General features: G+C 71.6%; 19 protein-coding genes. 10 read left to right on the plus strand and 9 right to left on the minus strand.

Annotated elements, in window-relative coordinates; genetic code table 11:
* Positions 1–412: 412 nt before the first annotated feature.
* Both CFN78_RS18225 and CFN78_RS18230 read right to left on the minus strand, forming a co-directional pair.
* Entirely contained in the window at positions 413–907 is a 495-nt protein-coding gene (locus CFN78_RS18225; protein WP_094864048.1) for a GyrI-like domain-containing protein, read from the minus strand.
* Complete coding sequence (locus tag CFN78_RS18230; RefSeq protein ID WP_094864049.1) at positions 873–1,889, minus strand: RNA polymerase subunit sigma-70; 1,017 nt, start codon at positions 1,887–1,889, stop codon at positions 873–875. The genes CFN78_RS18225 and CFN78_RS18230 overlap by 35 nt, the downstream gene beginning before the upstream one ends.
* A gap of 135 nt (positions 1,890–2,024) precedes the next feature.
* On the opposite strand from CFN78_RS18230, the gene CFN78_RS18235 reads away from it, so the two are divergent.
* The gene (locus CFN78_RS18235; RefSeq protein ID WP_094864050.1) at positions 2,025–2,489 is read left to right on the plus strand and encodes an NUDIX hydrolase; all 465 of its coding nucleotides are present in this window, start codon (positions 2,025–2,027) and stop codon (positions 2,487–2,489) included.
* A gap of 42 nt (positions 2,490–2,531) precedes the next feature.
* On the opposite strand, the gene CFN78_RS18240 is transcribed toward CFN78_RS18235, so the two are convergent.
* The 3 genes from CFN78_RS18240 to CFN78_RS18250 all read right to left on the minus strand — a co-directional run bounded on the left by CFN78_RS18240 (position 2,532) and on the right by CFN78_RS18250 (position 5,532).
* A complete protein-coding gene (locus CFN78_RS18240; RefSeq protein ID WP_094864051.1) occupies positions 2,532–3,422 on the minus strand; it encodes an NAD-dependent protein deacetylase in 891 nt (296 codons plus the stop codon).
* Between the two features lie 89 nt (positions 3,423–3,511).
* Positions 3,512–4,516 (minus strand): Gfo/Idh/MocA family protein, encoded by a 1,005-nt coding sequence (locus tag CFN78_RS18245; protein WP_165777610.1) that lies wholly within the window; start codon positions 4,514–4,516, stop codon positions 3,512–3,514.
* Positions 4,513–5,532, minus strand: coding sequence for a LacI family DNA-binding transcriptional regulator (locus CFN78_RS18250; RefSeq protein ID WP_205660561.1), 1,020 nt, complete (start codon positions 5,530–5,532; stop codon positions 4,513–4,515). The genes CFN78_RS18245 and CFN78_RS18250 overlap by 4 nt, the downstream gene beginning before the upstream one ends.
* A 141-nt stretch (positions 5,533–5,673) precedes the next feature.
* On the opposite strand from CFN78_RS18250, the gene CFN78_RS18255 reads away from it, so the two are divergent.
* The 9 genes from CFN78_RS18255 to CFN78_RS28760 are packed head-to-tail and all read left to right on the plus strand — an operon-like array spanning position 5,674 to position 14,283.
* Positions 5,674–6,567 (plus strand): sugar phosphate isomerase/epimerase family protein, encoded by an 894-nt coding sequence (locus tag CFN78_RS18255; RefSeq protein ID WP_094864053.1) that lies wholly within the window; start codon positions 5,674–5,676, stop codon positions 6,565–6,567.
* A gap of 51 nt (positions 6,568–6,618) precedes the next feature.
* Positions 6,619–7,641: a sugar ABC transporter substrate-binding protein gene (locus CFN78_RS18260; protein WP_094864054.1), complete on the plus strand. Its 1,023-nt coding sequence runs from the start codon at positions 6,619–6,621 to the stop codon at positions 7,639–7,641.
* Positions 7,638–8,681, plus strand: coding sequence for an ABC transporter permease (locus CFN78_RS18265; protein WP_094864055.1), 1,044 nt, complete (start codon positions 7,638–7,640; stop codon positions 8,679–8,681). Before CFN78_RS18260 ends, CFN78_RS18265 begins: the two co-directional genes overlap by 4 nt.
* Positions 8,678–9,463 carry an ATP-binding cassette domain-containing protein gene (locus tag CFN78_RS18270; RefSeq protein ID WP_094864056.1) on the plus strand — a complete coding sequence of 262 codons (786 nt, stop codon included), beginning with the start codon at positions 8,678–8,680 and terminating at the stop codon, positions 9,461–9,463. Before CFN78_RS18265 ends, CFN78_RS18270 begins: the two co-directional genes overlap by 4 nt.
* Complete coding sequence (gene iolC, locus CFN78_RS18275) at positions 9,460–10,389, plus strand: 5-dehydro-2-deoxygluconokinase (RefSeq protein ID WP_094864057.1); 930 nt, start codon at positions 9,460–9,462, stop codon at positions 10,387–10,389. The genes CFN78_RS18270 and iolC overlap by 4 nt, the downstream gene beginning before the upstream one ends.
* Positions 10,386–11,291 carry a Cgl0159 family (beta/alpha)8-fold protein gene (locus CFN78_RS18280; RefSeq protein WP_094864058.1) on the plus strand — a complete coding sequence of 302 codons (906 nt, stop codon included), beginning with the start codon at positions 10,386–10,388 and terminating at the stop codon, positions 11,289–11,291. The genes iolC and CFN78_RS18280 overlap by 4 nt, the downstream gene beginning before the upstream one ends.
* Positions 11,288–12,163 carry a 5-deoxy-glucuronate isomerase gene (iolB, locus tag CFN78_RS18285; protein WP_094864059.1) on the plus strand — a complete coding sequence of 292 codons (876 nt, stop codon included), beginning with the start codon at positions 11,288–11,290 and terminating at the stop codon, positions 12,161–12,163. Before CFN78_RS18280 ends, iolB begins: the two co-directional genes overlap by 4 nt.
* Positions 12,163–14,025 (plus strand): 3D-(3,5/4)-trihydroxycyclohexane-1,2-dione acylhydrolase (decyclizing), encoded by a 1,863-nt coding sequence (iolD, locus tag CFN78_RS18290; RefSeq protein WP_094864132.1) that lies wholly within the window; start codon positions 12,163–12,165, stop codon positions 14,023–14,025. Before iolB ends, iolD begins: the two co-directional genes overlap by 1 nt.
* Before the next feature lie 42 nt (positions 14,026–14,067).
* Entirely contained in the window at positions 14,068–14,283 is a 216-nt protein-coding gene (locus CFN78_RS28760; RefSeq protein WP_133116378.1) for a hypothetical protein, read from the plus strand.
* Positions 14,284–14,634: 351 nt separating this feature from the next.
* On the opposite strand, the gene CFN78_RS18295 is transcribed toward CFN78_RS28760, so the two are convergent.
* The 4 genes from CFN78_RS18295 to CFN78_RS18310 form a co-directional block, all read right to left on the minus strand.
* Positions 14,635–15,375, minus strand: a complete 741-nt coding sequence (locus CFN78_RS18295; RefSeq protein ID WP_094864060.1) for a Clp protease N-terminal domain-containing protein — start codon at positions 15,373–15,375, stop codon at positions 14,635–14,637.
* Between the two features lie 69 nt (positions 15,376–15,444).
* Positions 15,445–17,070: an ABC-F family ATP-binding cassette domain-containing protein gene (locus CFN78_RS18300; protein ID WP_094864061.1), complete on the minus strand. Its 1,626-nt coding sequence runs from the start codon at positions 17,068–17,070 to the stop codon at positions 15,445–15,447.
* A gap of 226 nt (positions 17,071–17,296) precedes the next feature.
* A complete protein-coding gene (locus tag CFN78_RS18305; protein WP_094864062.1) occupies positions 17,297–17,779 on the minus strand; it encodes a hypothetical protein in 483 nt (160 codons plus the stop codon).
* An 84-nt stretch (positions 17,780–17,863) separates the two neighbouring features.
* Entirely contained in the window at positions 17,864–18,109 is a 246-nt protein-coding gene (locus tag CFN78_RS18310; protein WP_094864063.1) for a hypothetical protein, read from the minus strand.
* Positions 18,110–18,224: the final 115 nt, after the last annotated feature.

Consider the following 18,224-nt stretch of genomic DNA (forward strand, 5'->3'; position numbering starts at 1 on the left):
CTCTCCGGCCGCCGAAAGAATTGCGCGCACCGACGGGACGGCAGGTGGTGGAACGGTCACGGAACGAGACCGTAGATCGGAGCCCTGTTACGACCAGGCCTGATTTACTTTGACAGAGCCACCTTGACGAGATAGTGGCCCGATCACGACACCGGCGGGCGGCATTCTCGCCGAGATGGCCGAAACCCGGGCAAGAATTTCTTCTGCCACAGCTTTTCACCCAGCGGATTCGACGTCCGCATTATCGCACGCGGGCCGAAATGGGCGAGAATCAGCAAATTTGCGGATTGCATCGAAAGATGTAGTGAGAATGGTGCACCCGGGTGTGTGCGCCATGATCCGAGTGGCCGACGACGGACGAGCGCGGCCACCGGCGCGATCGCCGATGGCCACCCTCGTCTGCTGAGATCGGTCAGTCGGCGAGGCGGAATGCCAGTTCGTGGCTCCACAGGTTCATGTCGGGCTGTTCCATGGGGTTGGTGAGGAACGACTCCGTCCGGCACCCCCACCGTTCGCCCTCCGGGACATGGGTCATGTCCCAGCGCAGGTCCTGATCCCCGCCCCAGCGGAGTACCTCCTCGGTGAGCGCGGGCAACTCGTCGGGGTGTCCGGTGTGGTGCACCACCACGAACCTGCCCGCGGGCAGCGTCGCCGGGTGGATGTCACCCTCGGCGGGGGGCGGGTCGGCGACCGGAACCCCGGCCGCAACGACGAGTTCGCCGTCGGGGTCGATCACCTCGTACTTCAGGAAGGGTGCTCCGACGAGAGCGATCCCGCGGGAGCCGAGCATGCCCAGGATCTCCGGAATCCGGTCGGCGATGGCGGCGTAGGTGGTCGGCGTGATCGTCCTGACGACGCCGGCGTAGTGCTGCTCAGGACGGTGCACGATCCGCGGCTCGACGGCCATGGGACTCCTCGGTGTTCGTTCGGCTGCTGTCGATGGTGGTACGGGCCCGCCCGGCGAAACTCATCGGCAGTCCGAAGAACGGGAACAGCCGGGCCGGGTCCAGGCAGGTGGTGACCTCGGTAACGTGCTCCGCGGTGACCTCGATCAGTACCCACGCGAAGCCCTCGCCGTCGCGGTACTGGCCGAACGCGGGAACACCGTTCGCGAATCCCGCGGGCACCAGCCGGTCGCCCTCGCACGACTGCCCGGGAGCACTGATCGCCGCGCCGATGTCCGCCCTGCCGCGCAGCCACCAGGTGAACGGCGGCATCGACATCGTCGCGTCCTCGTGCAGCAGTGCCACCAGGACTCCGACGTCGTGGCGTTCGAACGCGTCCACGTACCTGGAGAGCAGCGCGCTGCCGTGAGCGTCCAGCGGAGCCGGTGCCGCAGCGGTGTCGTGGTCCGCCATCCCTGCGCGGGCCCGTTGCAGCGCACTGTTCACCGAGGCCACGCTGTCGCCGAGCAGTTCGGCCACCTCGCCCGCCCGCCAGCGCAGTACCTCACGCAGGATCAGCACCGCCCGCTGCCGAGGGGGCAGCACCTGGAGCGCGGCGACGAAGGCCAGCCGCACGCTCTCCCGCAGCACCACCTGATCCGCGGGATCGCCCTCGTCGAACAGGCGTCCGTCCGGAACGGGCTGCACCCAGTGCGGCTCCGGCAGCGGCGCGCCCAGCGGGGTGCCGGGACCGGCAGCGGGCACAAGGTCCATCGCCCTCGCCCTGCGCTGGGCGCTGCGCAGCATGTCGAAACAGACGTTGGTGGCGATGGCGTACAGCCAGGTGCGCGGGGCGGCCTTGGCCGCGTCGTAGGCGCCTGCGTTGCGCCAGGCGCGCACGAGGCATTCCTGCGCGGCGTCCTCGGCCTCGAATCCGGACCCCAGCATGCGGTAGCAGTACGCGGTGAGTTCCGCCCGGTAGCGTTCCAGCCGCAACTCGGTCATACCGCCCGATCCTAGGCGTGCCCGCACCTCCGCCCGCTCTCCGCCGGGCTCCCTGTCCCGCCCTCACCGGCGTCGATCCGGCCCGGGTCGATCTCGGCCGGGCGGTTCCACGTGCCGCCGGGCAGGATGGGCCGGATGGCGAAGCAGAGTGCGGGGATCCTGGTGTACCGGCGCTCCGGGGCCGTCCCGGAGGTGCTGCTCGGGCACCTCGGCGGCCCGTTCTGGGCCCGGCGCGACGAGGGCGCATGGGGGTTGCCGAAGGGTGAGTACGCCGGGGAGGAGACGGCGGAACACGCGGCGCGCCGGGAGTTCACCGAGGAACTCGGCCTGCCGGTGCCCGCCGGCGCCCTGCTCGGACTCGGGACCGTGCGGCAGGCGGGCGGCAAACTCGTGACCGCGTGGGCGGTGGAGGGCGAGCTCGATCCGGCGGGCATCGTCCCGGGCACGTTCTCCCTGGAGTGGCCGCGCGGCTCGGGCACCGTCCGGGAGTTCCCGGAGATCGACCGGGTCGCCTGGTTCGGGCTCGCCGAGGCGTCCGTAAAGATCCTCGCCGGGCAACGGCCGTTCCTCGACCGTCTCGATGGACTGCTCACCGGATGACACCCGGGCCTGCCGCCGGTGACGCGCTCAGGATGCGCGGGGTCAGCGCGGGCCGTGCAGTCCCACGTGCCCGGCCAGTTCGCTCAGGGCGCGGCCGAGCGGCAGGTCCACCCGAACGTTCGCGTAGCGGTCGCCGCGGGTACGTCCCTGGTTGACGATGAGCACCGGCGTGCCCGACCGGGCCGCGTGCCGGACGAACCGCAGGCCGGACATGACGGTCAGCGAGGAACCGAGGACGAGGAGGGCACTCGCCTCGTCGACGAGCCGGTAGCACCGGTCCACCCGCGATCGCGGCACGTTCTCCCCGAAGAACACGACGTCCGGCTTGAGCACGCCGTGCCCGCAGTCGGCGCAACCGACCAGCCGGAAGCCGCGCACCTGTTCCTCTTCCAGGTCGACGTCGCCGTCCGGGTTGATCCGCCCGGCCGTACCCCCGAACGCCGGATTCGCCGCCCGCAGCCGGGTGTCCAGCCGTTCCCGTGAACTCGTGCTCGCGCAGCCGAGGCACACGACGCGGTCCAGGCTGCCGTGCAGCTCGACCACACCGGAGGCACCGGCCGCCTGGTGCAGCCCGTCCACGTTCTGCGTGATGATGCCGGAGAGATGTCCGTGCGCCTGGAGCGCGGCCACCACCCGGTGACCGTCGTTGGGAGCGGCCCTGGCGATGGTGCGCCAGCCGAGGTGGCTGCGGGCCCAGTACCGCCGTCTGCCCTCGACACCACCGACGAACTCGCCGTAGGTCATCGGGGTGTGCGTACGCAGACTGCCGGATTCGCCGCGGTAGTCGGGTATCCCGGACTCGGTGGACAGGCCCGCGCCGCTCAGCACGACGACCCGGCGTCCGGTCACCGCCGCGGTGACCGCGTCCAGGCACGTGGTGGTGGGCCACTGCTCCTCGGTGTCCGGAAAGGACAGGGTCGGTCGGGTCCGCACCCTCGCAGTTTACCGGCGCGGGGCCGGGGCCACCGGCGACGGCGACGGCGACGGCGACGGTACGAGGCGAGTGCGGGCCCGCGCGGAGGTCACCGCTGCCGCACCTGCTCCATCGGCACCGGCCGGTGGTCCCGTCTCGACCGCTCGCAGGCCTCGGCGATGTAGAAGGCCTCCAGCGCGTCCGCCACCCCGCACGGGCTCGGCGCCTGGCCGGCGGCCACCCGCAGGAAGTCCGCCAGCTCCCGCTCGTAGGCGGGCCGGAAGCGTTCCAGGAAGCCCGGGTACGCGGGCCCGGCCGGCCAGTCGACCCCGGGCTCCGCCGAGGTCAGCGGTACCCGGTCGTCGAGGCCGACGACGACCCCGTCGGCCGAGCCGAGCACTTCGAGCCGGACGTCGTACCCCGCGGCGTTGTACCGCGTCGCCGACACCAGCGCGATCGTGCCGTCGTCGAGGGTCAGCATGGCCGCCGCCGTGTCCACGTCACCGGCCTCGGCGAAGAACGCGGCGCCGCGGTTCGCCCCACGGGCGTACACCTCGACGACCTCACGGCCGGTGACCCAGCGGATGATGTCGAAGTCGTGCACGCCGCAGTCGCGGAAGATCCCGCCGGAGCGCGGAACGTACTCGGCCGGGGGCGGTGCCGGGTCGAGCGTCGTCGCGCGCACGGTGTGCACCCAGCCGAGCCCGCCGGAGGCGACGGCGGCGCGCGCGGCGAGGTAACCGGCGTCGAACCGCCGCTGGAAGCCGATCTGCACGGGCACCCCGGATCCGCTGATCCGGTCGATCACCGCGAGCGTGCCGGGAATGTCCGCGGCGACGGGCTTCTCGCAGAACACCGGGATGCCGGCGTCGACGGCCTTGATGATCAGTTCCGGATGCGCGTCCGTGGCGGCGGCCACCACCACCCCGTCGAGACCGGACGCGAGGAGCGTGCCGACGTCCGCCGCGAACTCCGCGCCCACCGCCGCCGCGGCCCGTTCGGCACGCCGGGCATCGGCGTCGGCCACCACCACCGACTCCACGCCGTCGAGCCGGAGCAGGATCTCCGCGTGCGTGGTGCCGATCCGTCCGGTACCGGCCAGTCCCAGCCTCATGCCTCTCCTCCACGGTCGGGTGCTGCGGAAAACGCGGGTGCGCCGGTGGTCGCCCGGACCACCAGCGCCGGGTGCAGCAGGTGGCGGACCGGTTCGGTGCGCCCGCCCCGGACCCGTTCGAGCAGCGCGTCCAGCGCGAGCCTGCCCATCTCGCTGCGCGGCTGGTCGACGGTCGTCAGCGACACGTGGCGAAGCGCCGCGAGCGAGGTGTTGTCGTAGCCCACCACCGACACGTCCCCGGGAACGCGCAGGCCGGCCTCCTCCAGCGCGGAGATGGCGCCCACCGCGTTCACGTCGTTGCCGGCGAGCAGGCCGGTCGGCAACTCGGTGCGGGCACGGGAATCCAGCAGCTCCCGCGCCGCCTTCTCCCCCGCCGTGTCGGTGTGCTCGCTGGGCACCACCCGCGGCCGCAGACCGTGCCGGAGCATCGCGGCGCGATAGCCGCGGCGGCGGGCTCCGGCGGTCGCCGCCCCGCCCCCGTCGAGATGGGCGATGCGCCGGTGGCCCAGTGACACCAGATGGTCGACCGCCAGCGCCGCACCCGCCTGACCATCGTCGTTCACGGTGTCCACTGTGGACGACCGCGAAGTACGGGATACCAGCACGACCGGGCTCTGCCGCGCGGCTCCGGCGATCGCGGCCGCCGGGAGCACCGGCGAGAGCAGCGCGATGCCCGCCGGACGGAAGGACAGCAGGTTCTCCAGCGCCGCGCGTTCCCGTGCCGGACTACGTCCGCCGGTGGTGAGGATCAGGTCGAACCCGGCCGCTCTCGCCGCCGCGTCCAGCCCTTCCACCACCTCGGCGAAGTAGGCGTTGCGCAGGTCGGACACCAGCACCCCGAGCACGGTGGACGTGCGGCTGGCCAGTGACCGGGCCATCACGTGCGGGGAGTAGCCGAGTTCCGCGGCGGCCCGGCGCACCGCGTCCCGGCGATGCGCACTCACCTTCGGAGAACCGCGCATGACCAGGGAGACGAGCGCACGTGACACACCGGCGAGTGCGGCGACGTCCTCCATGGTCGGCCTGTCCAAATCCCCGCTCCCCTCGGTCAAGGATTGCGCTACCCGACCCCTTGACACACTGTGACGCAGGTTACAAGATTGGAGCGCTCTAATCAATAGAGCGCTCCAACCCCTCGATGAGCCGGAGTGTCGCCGATGACAGTGCCGCCGGGAATCCGTGTCGCGTCGGCCCCGATCTCCTGGGGCGTCTGCGAAGTCCCAGGATGGGGCCGGGAACTGGCGGCGCGGACCGTGCTCGCCGAGATGTCCGGGCTGGGGCTGCGCGCCACCGAACTCGGCCCGCCCGGATACCTTCCGCGTGATCCGGAAGCACTGCGCGCGCTGCTCGACGAGCACGAACTGGCACTGGTCGGCGGTTTCCTGGCGATTCCACTACACACCGATCCGGACGCGGCGCTGGCCGCCGCGGAGGACTCGGCCGCCCTGTTCGCCGCCTGCGGTGCGGGCCTGCTGGTACTCGCCGCCGCGACCGGTCTCGCCGGATACGACCGCAGACCCGTTCTCGACGCGGAGCAGTGGCGGACCCTCCTCGACACCACCGCCCGGATCGGCGAGGTCGCCGCGCGGCACGGTCTGCTCGCCGTGCTGCACCCCCACGTCGGCACCCACGTGGAGACCGAGTCCGAGGTGGAGCGATTTCTCACCGATTCCGACCTTCCACTCTGCCTCGACACCGGCCACCTCGTGCTCGGTGGCACCGATCCGGTCGCACTCGCCAGGAAACACCCCGGCCGGATCGGGCATCTGCACCTCAAGGACGTACGTGCCGACCTGGCCGCGGAGGTACGGGCGGGGACGCTGCCCTACACCGAGGCCGTCGGCCGGGGACTGTTCACACCACTGGGCGAGGGCGACATCGACATCGAAACGCTCGTCCGATCCGTGCACGGGGCCGGGTACGACGGCTGGTACGTCCTGGAACAGGACACCGCGCTCGGCGACACCAGTCCGGACGACCTTCCCCGGCAGCACACCGCCCGCAGCCTGGCGCACCTCGGCCGGATCGTCGGCCGGCTCCCCTCGGGCTGATTCCATCCGGCACCGGCCCGAGCGTCATCCGAGAAACCGCGAGGAGAGACAATGACGTCCCATCGCCCCAGGTGGAAAGGACGAGGGCCGGGTGTGCCCCGCGGCCTCGTCCCGGTGCTCGCGGCCGCCGCGATCCTGCTGTCGGCCTGCACCGGGCCCACCGCACTGCCCGACTCCGGCACCCCGGGTGCGCCCCCATCGCCCACAAAGGACGGTCCGCTGCGTGTCGCGGTGATCTCCCACGGCACGGCGGGTGACGCGTTCTGGAACGTCGTCAAGAACGGTGCGGAGACCGCGGGAGAGGAACTCGGCGTCCAGGTCGAGTACAACTCCGACGGGGACCCGGGAAACCAGGCGAAGCTGGTGGACAACGCCGTCGCACAGGGAGTCGGTGGCCTCGTCGTCTCGATGGCGAATCCGGAGGCACTCAAACCCTCCATCGACGCGGCCGTACGGGCGAACATCCCGGTGATCACCATCAACTCGGGCGAGGACAAGAGCGCCGAGTACGGCGCGATCACCCACATCGGGCAGAACGAGGGCATCGCGGGCGAGAACGCCGGCCGCAAGTTCGCCGAACTCGGCAAGAAGAAGCTGCTCTGCGTCGTCCACGAGGCGGGCAACGTCGGCCAGGCGCAACGCTGCGAGGGCGCGCGCACCGGTTTCGGCGGCCAGGTGGAAACCCTGCAGGTGGACATCAGCAACCCGACCGACGCGCAGTCCCGCATCCGTGGCGCCGTGCAGACCGACGGCTCCATCGACGCCGTGCTCACCCTCAACTCCCAGGTCGCCGCGAACGCGGTGAACGCGATCGGGCAGGTGGGCTCGGCCGCCGAAGTGGCCACCTTCGACCTGAACACCGACGTGGTGGCCGCGATCAAGTCCGACCAGGTCCTCTTCGCGGTCGACCAGCAGCAGTACGAGCAGGGCTACCTGCCGATCGTGTTCCTCAAGTTGAATCGGGACAACGCGAACGTCGTCGGCGGCGGCAGGCCGGTGCTCACCGGCCCCGACCTGATAGAGAAGTCCAATGTGGACGAAGTAGGCCAGTACGTGGATCGGGGTACGCGATGACCAGCACCCTCAGCCCACTCCCGGACGAACGGGTCGGCTCACCGCGGCTCGCCGACCGGCTCATCGTGCGGCCGGAGATCGCCGCACTGCTCGGCGCGGTCGTCGTCTTCGCGTTCTTCTCCCTCGCCACCGACGAGTTCCTCAGCGCGGGCGGCGTGGCGACCTGGCTGGACGACGCGTCGACGCTGGGAATCATGGCCGTCGCCGTATGCCTGCTGATGATCGGTGGCGAGTTCGACCTCTCCGCGGGTGTGATGACCGCCTCGACGGCACTGGTCACCGCGATCCTCGCCACCGAGGCGGGCTGGAACATCTGGCTCGCGCTGTTCGCCTCCCTGGTCTTCGCGCTCGCCGTCGGGGCGTTCAACGGCTGGCTGGTGATGCGCACCGGACTGCCCAGTTTCATCGTCACCCTGGGCACCTTTCTGGCGCTGCAGGGCCTCAACCTCGGAGTTACCCGCTTGCTCACCGGAACGGTGCAGGTGTCCGGGGTGCGCGGCGCGGAAGGCTACGAGTCGTCCGGGTTCGTGTTCGCGTCCACTGTGGACATCGGCGGTACCGCCTTCCAGATATCCATCCTGTGGTGGGTCGGGTTCGCCGCGCTGGCCGCGTGGGTCCTGGTGCGTACCCGCTTCGGGAACTGGATCTTCGCCGTCGGCGGCTCGAAGATCAGCTCCCGCGCGGTCGGGGTTCCGGTCGTGCGCACCAAGATCCTGCTGTTCATGACAACCGCGCTCGCCGGATGGCTGGTCGGTTCGATCAACATCCTCAGGTTCGCCAGCGTGCAGGCGAACCAGGGCGTCGGGCTGGAGTTCCAGTTCATCATCGCGGCGGTGATCGGCGGCTGCCTGCTCACCGGCGGCTTCGGCTCGGCCATCGGCGCCGCGCTCGGCGCCCTGATCTTCGGCATGGCCCGCCAGGGCATCGTCTTCGCCCAGTGGGACAACGACTGGTTCATGCTCTTCCTCGGCATCATGCTGCTGGCCGCGGTCCTGGTGAACAACGCCTTCCGGCGGCGAGCGGAAAGGGTACGTCGATGACCACTCCCCTGATCGAGGTCTCCGGGATCGGCAAGTCCTACGGCAGCGTGATCGCCCTGCGTGAGGTGTCCACAGTGGTCAACGCCGGGGAGGTGACCTGCGTGCTCGGCGACAACGGGGCGGGCAAGTCCACCCTGATCAAGATCCTCGCCGGGGTGCACCAGCACGACACCGGTGAGTTCCTGGTCGACGGCGAGCCGGTCCGGTTCGACTCGCCCCGAGCCGCCCTGGACCGTGGGATCGCCACCGTGTACCAGGACCTGGCCGTCGTTCCGCTGATGAGCGTGTGGCGCAACTTCTTCCTCGGCTCCGAACCGACGATCGGTTTCGGTCCACTGCGGATGCTGGACCGTCGCACCGGCAGGGAGACGACGAAACGCGCGCTGTCGGAGATGGGAATCGACCTGCGCGACGTCGAGCAGCCCGTGGGCACGCTGTCCGGTGGCGAGCGGCAGTGCGTGGCCATCGCCAGGGCGGTGCACTTCGGCGCGAAGGTGCTGATCCTGGACGAGCCCACCGCCGCGCTGGGCGTCAAACAGGCCGGGGTGGTGCTCAAGTACGTCGCCCAGGCACGAGACCGCGGCCTCGGCGTCGTACTGATCACACACAACCCGCACCACGCCTACCCGGTCGCCGACCGCTTCCTGCTGCTCAAGCGCGGCGCCCCGCTGGGCCACCACGAGAAGTCCGAGATCGACATCGGGGAGCTCACCCGCCAGATGGCGGGTGGAGCCGAACTCGAGGCGCTGGAACACGAACTGCACGGCGGGGAGACGACATGACGCCGGAGGCGCTGACCATCGGGCGGGTCGGCGTCGACCTGTATCCCGAGCAGAGCGGGGTGCCGCTGGCCGGGGTCCGCTCGTTCGCCAAGTCGCTCGGCGGGACCGCAACCAACGTCGCGGTCGCCGCCGCCCGGCTCGGCCGCCGCACCGCCGTGCTCACCAAGGTCGGTCCGGACGGTTTCGGCGACTACGTCCGGCAGGCGCTGACCGGGTTCGGTGTTGGTGCCGACTATGTGGCGACGGCCGACGGACTGCTCACCCCGGTCGTGTTCTGCGCGCTGGACCCGCCCACCGACCCGCCCCTGCTGTTCTACCGCTCGCCGATCGCACCGGACCTGACCCTGACCGAGGCCGACGTGCCATGGGAACTGGTCGAGTCGGTACCACTGCTCTGGGTCACCGGCACCGGCGTCTGCGCCGAACCGGGCCGGACGACACAACGCGCGGTGCTGCGGCACCGAGGCCGGCGCGAGCACACGGTGCTGGACCTGGACTACCGCTCGATGTTCTGGCCGGACCGCGAATCCGCGCGGGCCGAGATCGGCTGGATGCTGGATCACGTGACGGTCGCCGTCGGCAACCGCGAGGAGACCGAGGTCGCCGTGGGCACCGCCGACCCGGACGAGGCGGCTGCGCGGCTGCTGGGGCGCGGGGTGCGGCTGGCCATCGTCAAGAAGGGCGCCGAGGGCGTGCTGATCGCCACCGCCGAGGGCTCCTGGACCGTGCGGCCGCGGGCGATCGAGGTGGTGTGCGGGCTGGGTGCGGGCGACGGCTTCGGCGGCGCGTTGATCCACGGTCTGCTGTCCGGATGGGAGCCGGTCCGGATCGCCCGCTACGCCAACGCCGCCGGCGCGCTGGTGGCCTCCCGGCTCGCCTGCGCGGACGCCATGCCCCGACCCGCCGAGATCGAGGAACTGCTGTGACACTCACCGACGCGCAGTGGCACGATCTGCTGCACACCAGGGCCACCGACCCGGCGGCGATCGCCAGGGCCTACCGCGACCGGAGGCGACGACCCGAACTGCTCTCCGGGGAGGGCTCGCTGTTCCTCGTCGCCGCCGACCACCCGGCGCGGGGCGCGCTCGGCGTCGGCGGGGACCCGCTGGCCATGGCGGACCGCCGGTCCCTGCTGGAACGGCTGCTGGTGGCCTTGGACAACCCCGCGGTGGACGGTCTGCTCGGCACCCCGGACGTCGTCGAGGAACTGCTCCTGCTCGGCGCCCTGCACGACAAGGTCGTCATCGGCTCGATGAATCGCGGTGGCCTCGCCGGCGCGCACTGGGAGATCGACGACCGCTTCACCGGATACGACGCGCGATCCATCGCCGATTCCGGCCTCGACGGCGGCAAGATGCTGCTCCGGCTGGTCGATTCCGACCCGGGCACCGTCCCCACGCTCGCCTCCTGCGCGCGGGCGGTGTCCGAACTCGCCGCCCACGGCCTGCTCGCGATGGTGGAGCCACTCCCCTACCGCCCGGACGACCACGGAAACCTGGTGCTGCAACGGGATTCGACCTCCCTGGCGCGTGCCGTGGCGGTCGGCTCGGGGCTGGGCGTGACCTCGGCCCGGACCTGGCTGAAACTGCCCGCCCCCGAGGACGAGATCCCGTTGAACGCCACCACTCTCCCGGTCGTCGTGCTCGGCGGTGTCCCTTCGGCCGACCCGGCCGCGGATCTCGCCTCCTGGGGGCGCACCCTCGCACACCCCGCCGTCCGCGGCCTCGTCGTCGGCCGCGCCCTGCTGTATCCGTCGGACGGAGATGTCGGTGCCGCTGTCGACGCGGCCGCGAGAACACTAGCCATCGCACGGGGAGGCGACACATGAGCGACCTGCACCATCCACACGGGACACTCACCGACGGCACGGACCCGGTTCTGCTCACCCCGGACGTGGCCGGCTGGACGCACACCGGCCTCCGCGTGCTCCGGTTGTCCGCCGGCAGCTCACGTGTCCTGCGCACGGGCGAGTTCGAGGCGTTCGTGCTGCCCTTGTCCGGCGGCTGCGCGATCGACGTCGACGGGCGGCGGATCACGCTGGACGGGCGGGATTCGGTGTTCTCCAGGGTAACCGACTTCGCTTATGTGCCAAGGGATGCCGAGTTGGAACTGAGCACTGTGGACGGATGTGAGCTGGCTCTGCCGATGGCACGCTGCGCCCGCAGGCTGGAACCCCGCTACGGCCCCGCCGAGGAGGTGCCGGTGGATGTGCGCGGATCGGGCCAGGCCACCCGGCAGGTCACCGGTTTCGGGGTGCCGGGCGTCTGGGATCACGCGGACAAGCTCAGCGCCTGCGAACTCATCACCCCGGACGGCAACTGGTCCTCGTACCCGCCGCACAAGCACGACGAGGCGAGCGAATGCGAGGTCGTCAACGAGGAGATCTACTACTTCCGGATCGCCGGGGACGGGGGCTTCGGACTGCACCGCACCTACACCGCCGACGGCACGCTGGACGAGAACGTGGCCGTCGGTGACGGGGACGTGTTCCTGGTCCCGCGCGGCTATCACGGGCCGTGTGTGGCGGCACCGGGCTACCCGATGTACTACCTGAACGTGCTGGCGGGCCCGGCGGAGGAGCGTTCGATGGCCTTCTGCGACGACCCCGCGCACGCCTGGATCCGCGACACCTGGGCGGATCAGCCACCGGATCCGCGATGCCCGGTCACCTCCGCCACCGGACGAAGGACGGTGACCTGATGCGACTCGGCACCGCGAAGGCACTGGTGCGCTGGCTTGTCGCACAGCACTCGGAAACCCTGGAAGGACAACGGGTTCCCCTGTTCCCCGGTGTCTTCGCGATCTTCGGTCACGGGAACGTGCTCGGTCTCGGCTCGGCGCTCGCCGAGGCCGGGGACGCGCTGCCGGTCTGGCGCGGCCACTCCGAACAGGGCATGGCATTGGCGGCGACCGGGTACGCCAAGGCCACCCACCGCAGGCAGGTCGGCGTCGTGACGTCCTCCATCGGGCCGGGAGCGTTGAACATGGTGACCGCGGCCGGGGTGGCACACGCCAACCGGCTGCCACTGCTCCTGCTGCCGGGCGACACCTTCGCCGGCCGCGCACCCGATCCGGTGCTGCAGCAGGTCGAGCACTTCGGCGACGCGACCGCCACCGTGAACGACGCCTTCCGGGCGGTGAGCCGGTACTTCGACCGGATCACCCGGCCCGAGCAACTGATCGCGACCCTGCCCCAGGTGGCCAGGGTGCTCACCGATCCCGCGGACACCGGCCCGGTCACCCTGGCACTGCCGCAGGACGTGCAGGCCGAGACCGCGGACTTCCCGGAAAGCCTGTTCGCGCCGGTGCTGCACCGGATCCGCCGACCGCGACCCGACTCCGGGGTACTGGCCGATGCGGCGGACGTGCTGCGCACCGCACGGCGCCCGCTGCTCGTGCTGGGCGGCGGAGTGCGGTACTCCGGGGCAGCGGATCGCGCGCTGGACTTCGCCGAACGACACGGCGTCCCGGTCACCGAGACGACAGCCGGGCGGACGCTGGTACCGCACGATCACGCGCTGCACGCCGGGCCGCTCGGAGTCACCGGGTCCGCCTCGGCCAACGCGCTCGCCGCCGCGGCGGACGTCGTGCTCGCGGTGGGGACGCGGCTGCAGGACTTCACCACCGCCTCGTGGACGGTGTTCTCCCCCGGCGTGCGCCTGCTGACGCTCAACACCGCCGCGTTCGACGCGGTCAAGCACGGTGCGCTGGCGATGGTCGGTGACGCGGGCGCCGGGTTCACCGAACTGACGGAGCGGCTCACCGGCTGGCGGGCACCGCGGGAGTGGTCGGCTCGCGCCGCCGCCGAGCGTGGCAGGTGGGACGCGCACATCGACGCACTGCGTGCGCCCGGACCGGGCGTTGCGACCTATGCCCAGGTGGTCGGCGTCGTCAACGAGGAGACCGCGCCCGAAGACTACGTGCTGACCGCCTCGGGCGGCCTGCCCGGCGAGCTGATCGGCGGCTGGCGGGCGGCGGGCACCGCCACCATGGACGTCGAGTACGGCTTCTCCTGCATGGGATACGAGCTCGCCGGCGCCTGGGGTGCCGCCATGGCCCGCCCGGCCGGGACGGTCACCACTCTGCTCGGCGACGGTTCGTACCTGATGCTGAATTCCGAACTCTTCTCGGCCGCGTTCGCCGGACACCCCTTCGTCGCGGTGGTCTGCGACAACGACGGCTACGCGGTGATCGCCCGCCTGCAGGAGGGGCAGGGCGGAGCACCGTTCAACAACCTGTACGCCGACTGCCGGTCGCGGCACGGCCATCCGCCCCGGGTGGATTTCGCCGCACACGCCGAATCACTGGGCTGCGCCGTGTTCCGCGCCTCGGGCCTGGACGAGGTCCGCTCCGCCTACCGGCGCGCCAGGACCACCGCGGCGGCCGAGCGCCGGCCCGCGGTCGTGGTGGTGCGCACCGATCCACGTTCCTGGACCGAGGCGGGGGCCTGGTGGGAGGTCGGGGTTCCCGAGGACGCCGCCGGGCACGCCGAGTACCTGCGCCACAAACCGGATCAGCTCCGCCACACCGATTCGGCGTCCGACCGCGTCCGGCGCGACTGACCGGGGAGGCCCGCCGAGACGGCGACGGCGAGACGGCGACGGATGCACGGGGTCAGGTCCGGGTTCTCCCGATGCGCGCGACCGGAGGAGACGCGAGGATGCCGGGCGGCCAGGAACAGACGGAAGGTCCCCCGTCATGCCGCAGCCAGGCCCGCCACGCCGCGATCGCCCTGGATGTTCTTCCTGCTGGTCGCGCTGGGCGGAATCCCGTTCGTGCTGCTGGGCGAGTTCACCGGACTGGTGCCACGCGGGTACTGATCGTGTGGCACTACGCGGCAGCGGGCGGCAGCATCGTCGTGGCCGCCGTGTTCCACGCGACGACCAATGTCACCTACTCGATCTCGGTCAACGGCTGGTCCTACGATCCGGCCGTCACCGCCGGCGGTCACGCTCTGCCTCGCGGCGTTCGTGGTGTGGCTGTGGGGACCGGGCACCCTCACCAGGTACCGCTTCGCCCGCCGGACGGTGCCCTGAGCGTCTGTGCGAGGTCAGGGACCGCCCTGGCGAGCGAAGCTACGGCGATCGAATTTCTCCGAGTCGAACCGAATAGTTCGTTATACGGCTTTCGGGGTTCGACCCGTCCGGCGATCCACAGTGGACGGACTCGCGTCAGCCGGCCTCCTGTTCCGCCACGATCGCCGCCACCGCCTCCACGATCGCGGTGTCGGCGGCGGATTTCGTGACGCCGAGCCCGGTGAGCACCCCCACGCCGTCCTCGAGTTCCAGCAGTGCCAGCAGAATGTGCTCGGTGCCGACGTAGTTGTGCCCCAGTCGCAAGGCTTCCCGGAACGTCAGCTCCAGCACCTTGCGCGCCCCCGCGTCGAACGGAACGAGATCGGGCACGTCCCCGCCGGCCTCGGGCAGCTCAGCGGCCACGGCCCGCCGGACGTCGTCGACGGACACGCCCTGCGCCGTGATCGCCTTGGTCCCCACCCCGGCCGGCTCGGCCAGCAGGCCCAGCAGCAGGTGCCCGGCACCGATCTCCGGATTGCCCGCCGCCTGCGCCTCGTTCTGCGCGGCCATGACGACGTTTCTGGCCCGGACGGTGAACCGGCCGAACCCTTCCGAGGGGTCAAGGTCCGAGGGCTCGCCCGGCACCTTCGGCACGAACCGCTTCTGTGCCGCCTGCTTGCTGACGCCCATGCTGCGCCCGATGTCGGTCCAGGAGGCGCCGGAGCGGCGGGCCTGGTCGACGAAGTGACCGATGAGATGGTCGGCGACATCGCCGAGATGATCCGCGGCGATCACCGCGCCGGAGAGTTGGTCGAGCGCCTGCGAATGCGCCTTCTTGATGACCTCGATGAGGTCGTCGAGCCGGACGGAATTGGTCGTGCGAACGGGTTCCACCATGCGTCAACTATAGGTTGACGCATGGTGGAACGTCAACCTTGAGTTGACGATCGATGTGGACTGCCCCGGTCAGAGCCGGAGCCGTGGCCAGGAACCGGTCTCCCGCAAGAGCTGACGATCGTGGGTGGCGATCACGACGGCCGCGTCCGTCGCGTCGAGCGCCTCCGTCAGCTCGTCGACGAGTGCCGGGGACAGGTGGTTCGTCGGCTCGTCCAGCAGCACCGCGTGCGGACGCGAGCCGAGCAGGACGGCCAGGTCGAGCCGCCGCCGCTGGCCGACCGACAGTTCGGTGACCGGACGGGCCGCGTCGGCACCGGACAGCAGACCAAGCCTGCCCAGCGCGACCACCTCCCCCGCCGCCAGGGCCCCCGTGCTCACCAGCCGCGCGATGGCCGACTCGTACACCTGGGCGGCACTCCGGCCGGACGGCGCGGTCGACTCCTGCGCCAGCAACGCGATGCGCGCCCTGCGCGCCCGGTGCACGGCACCCTCGGACGGGGCCTGCCCCCCGGCCAGCAGGTCGAGCAGGGTCGACTTGCCGGACCCGTTGCCACCGGTCACCACGAGGCGCTCTCCCGGTCGCAGCGACACCGAGCACGCCCGGCCCAGCCTGCCGTCCAGCATGACCCCCTCGGCCCGCAGGATGGTGACGCCCGCGGCGATGGCCGGCAGCCGTGGCATCTCCAGCCGGGCAGGCGGTTCCGGCACTCCGACCGCCGCTGCCCGCAGGTCCTCCTCCCTGCGGTGCACCGAGCGCACCAGTGCCGGAGCCCTGGTCGCGCGGGTGTGCTTGCCGGTGCCCTTCTCCGGTCGCCAGCCCGTCGACAACCGGTCGCGCGCGGCGGCCAGGTCCTCGGCGAGCCGCTCCCGTTTGCGCTCCTGCTCCGCGTGGTCGGCGACCCAGCGATCCCGCTCGGCCCTGCGCCCGTCCCGGAAACCGGACCAGCCGCCGCCGTAGGTACGCGGGCGGCCGTCCCGGGTCGGGTCCAGGTCGAGGACGGCGGTGACCACGTCGGCGAGCAGCGCGCGATCATGACTGACCAGCACCACGCCGCCCGGATGCGCACGCAGCCCTGCCGTCAGGTAGTCGAGGCCGTGCGTGTCCAGGTGGTTGGTCGGCTCGTCGAGCAGGAGCAGGTCGTGGCGCGCGCCGAGCAGGCAGGCCAACCGGACCCGGTGCCGCTGCCCGACCGACAGCGTTGCCAGCGGGCGTTCCCGATCGGTGACCGCACCCAGTCCGGCCAGCGCGACGTCGACCCGGCGGTCGGCGTCCCAGGCGTCCAGGGATTCGGCCGCGGCGAGCGCCCCTGCGTACCGGTCGGCCGCCTCGGGGCTTTCCTCGGCCAGCGCCGCCACGCTCGCGTCGAGTTCCCGCAGGGCGGCGCGGGCGTCCGCGAGCTCCAGGGCGACGAGGTCACCGACGGTGCGGCCCGCCGGAACCGGCAACTCCTGGTCGGCCACGCCGATCGTGCCTGCCCGGCGCACCGCACCCGCATCCGGCGGCAGCGTTCCGGCCAGCGCCCGCAGCAGGGTGGTCTTGCCGCGGCCGTTCTCGCCGACCACCCCCAGCCGGACGCCGGGAGACACGGTGAGGTCGACGCCGCGCAGCACCGCACGACCGCCACGGGCGAGGTACAGGCCGGAGGCGGCGAGGTGTGCGCGAGCGCGCGCGGGCAGGGTGACAGAGCGAGACATGGTTCCTCCTCGGCGAACACCCGCGAGCCGGACGGCTCCAGCGGGTGGCGGTCCGCGACCGGGTCGCGGTGGGCAACGGATCGCACACGGAACTCCCACGCGACTCGAGGTGCGCGGGAGTTCCGGTTCGCGGTGCCGTCAGAGGAAGTAGTGGAAACGCATGACCGTCACGATAGGTCAACGCCGAGGCGAGGTCGAACGGATTTCCCCGGCAGGGCGATCGAGGTCAGGCCACCGGGCCGAGGTCGAGATCGCCGGGACGAGGGCCCGGCCGGGGGCTCGCGGAGGACAGTCCGGACGGCCCGTCCGGCACGTTCTCCAGGTCACGGGCGATTCCCGCCGCCTGCCCCGCCGCGGAGGCGAGCACCGCGGCGACCGTGCGCCACTGCGTCGAGGACAGCTCGCCCGCGTTGTCGCGAATCCACTCCGCGTAGCCCACCAGCGGCCCGTGGAAGGGCACGCCCATGGCCGACACCGGCGAGGTGCGAGCGGCGACGCTCTCCTGTGGCGCGTCAGCCGGGCAGGGGGAACCGGCCGGGCGCGGCCCCGGGTCGAGGACCAGGTCGCGGCGGCGGATCCGCACCGAACGCCGCGTCCACGCCCTGACCAGCACCCCGGCCGCGACCAGCACCAGGCTCAGGGCCACGATCTCCACGGCGATCAGGGCCGGGGCGGCAGGTTGTCCCGATACGAGCAGCACGTCCGTCATGTCGGGACAGCCGGGTCACTCGTTACGGCAGGCTCGCGCCGATTGCTCGGCGCGCGAACCGCAACCGGTGGGAGCGCTTCGGGCTCAGGCGCGCAGCGCCGAGGACCTCGCCGCCACCAGTTCGGCCACGGAGGCGTTGCCGCCGACCTCGATGCCCGGTGTCAGCGGGGTCGCCGCGCCGCCGCCGAGGGTGGCCAGGGCCGGCGTCCCGATCCCGGTGTAGACGGCCGCCGGGGTGACGATCGCGTCCGGTCCGAACTCGCCGCCCAGCCGGCCGAACGGCGCGTCCACCCGCTCGGCGGTCGCGGTGATCGCGTTGCTCGTCGTCATCTCGTCTCCCTGGTGTCACGCGGTGTGCCGCGCATCGGACGGTGCCGCCGGCGTTGCGGCGCCACGGTCACGCTATGCGCAAGCGGACGCGCCCGGCATCATCAGGATCGCTGGA

The sequence above is a fragment of the Amycolatopsis antarctica genome, from assembly GCF_002262875.1.
Taxonomy (GTDB): domain Bacteria; phylum Actinomycetota; class Actinomycetes; order Mycobacteriales; family Pseudonocardiaceae; genus Amycolatopsis; species Amycolatopsis antarctica.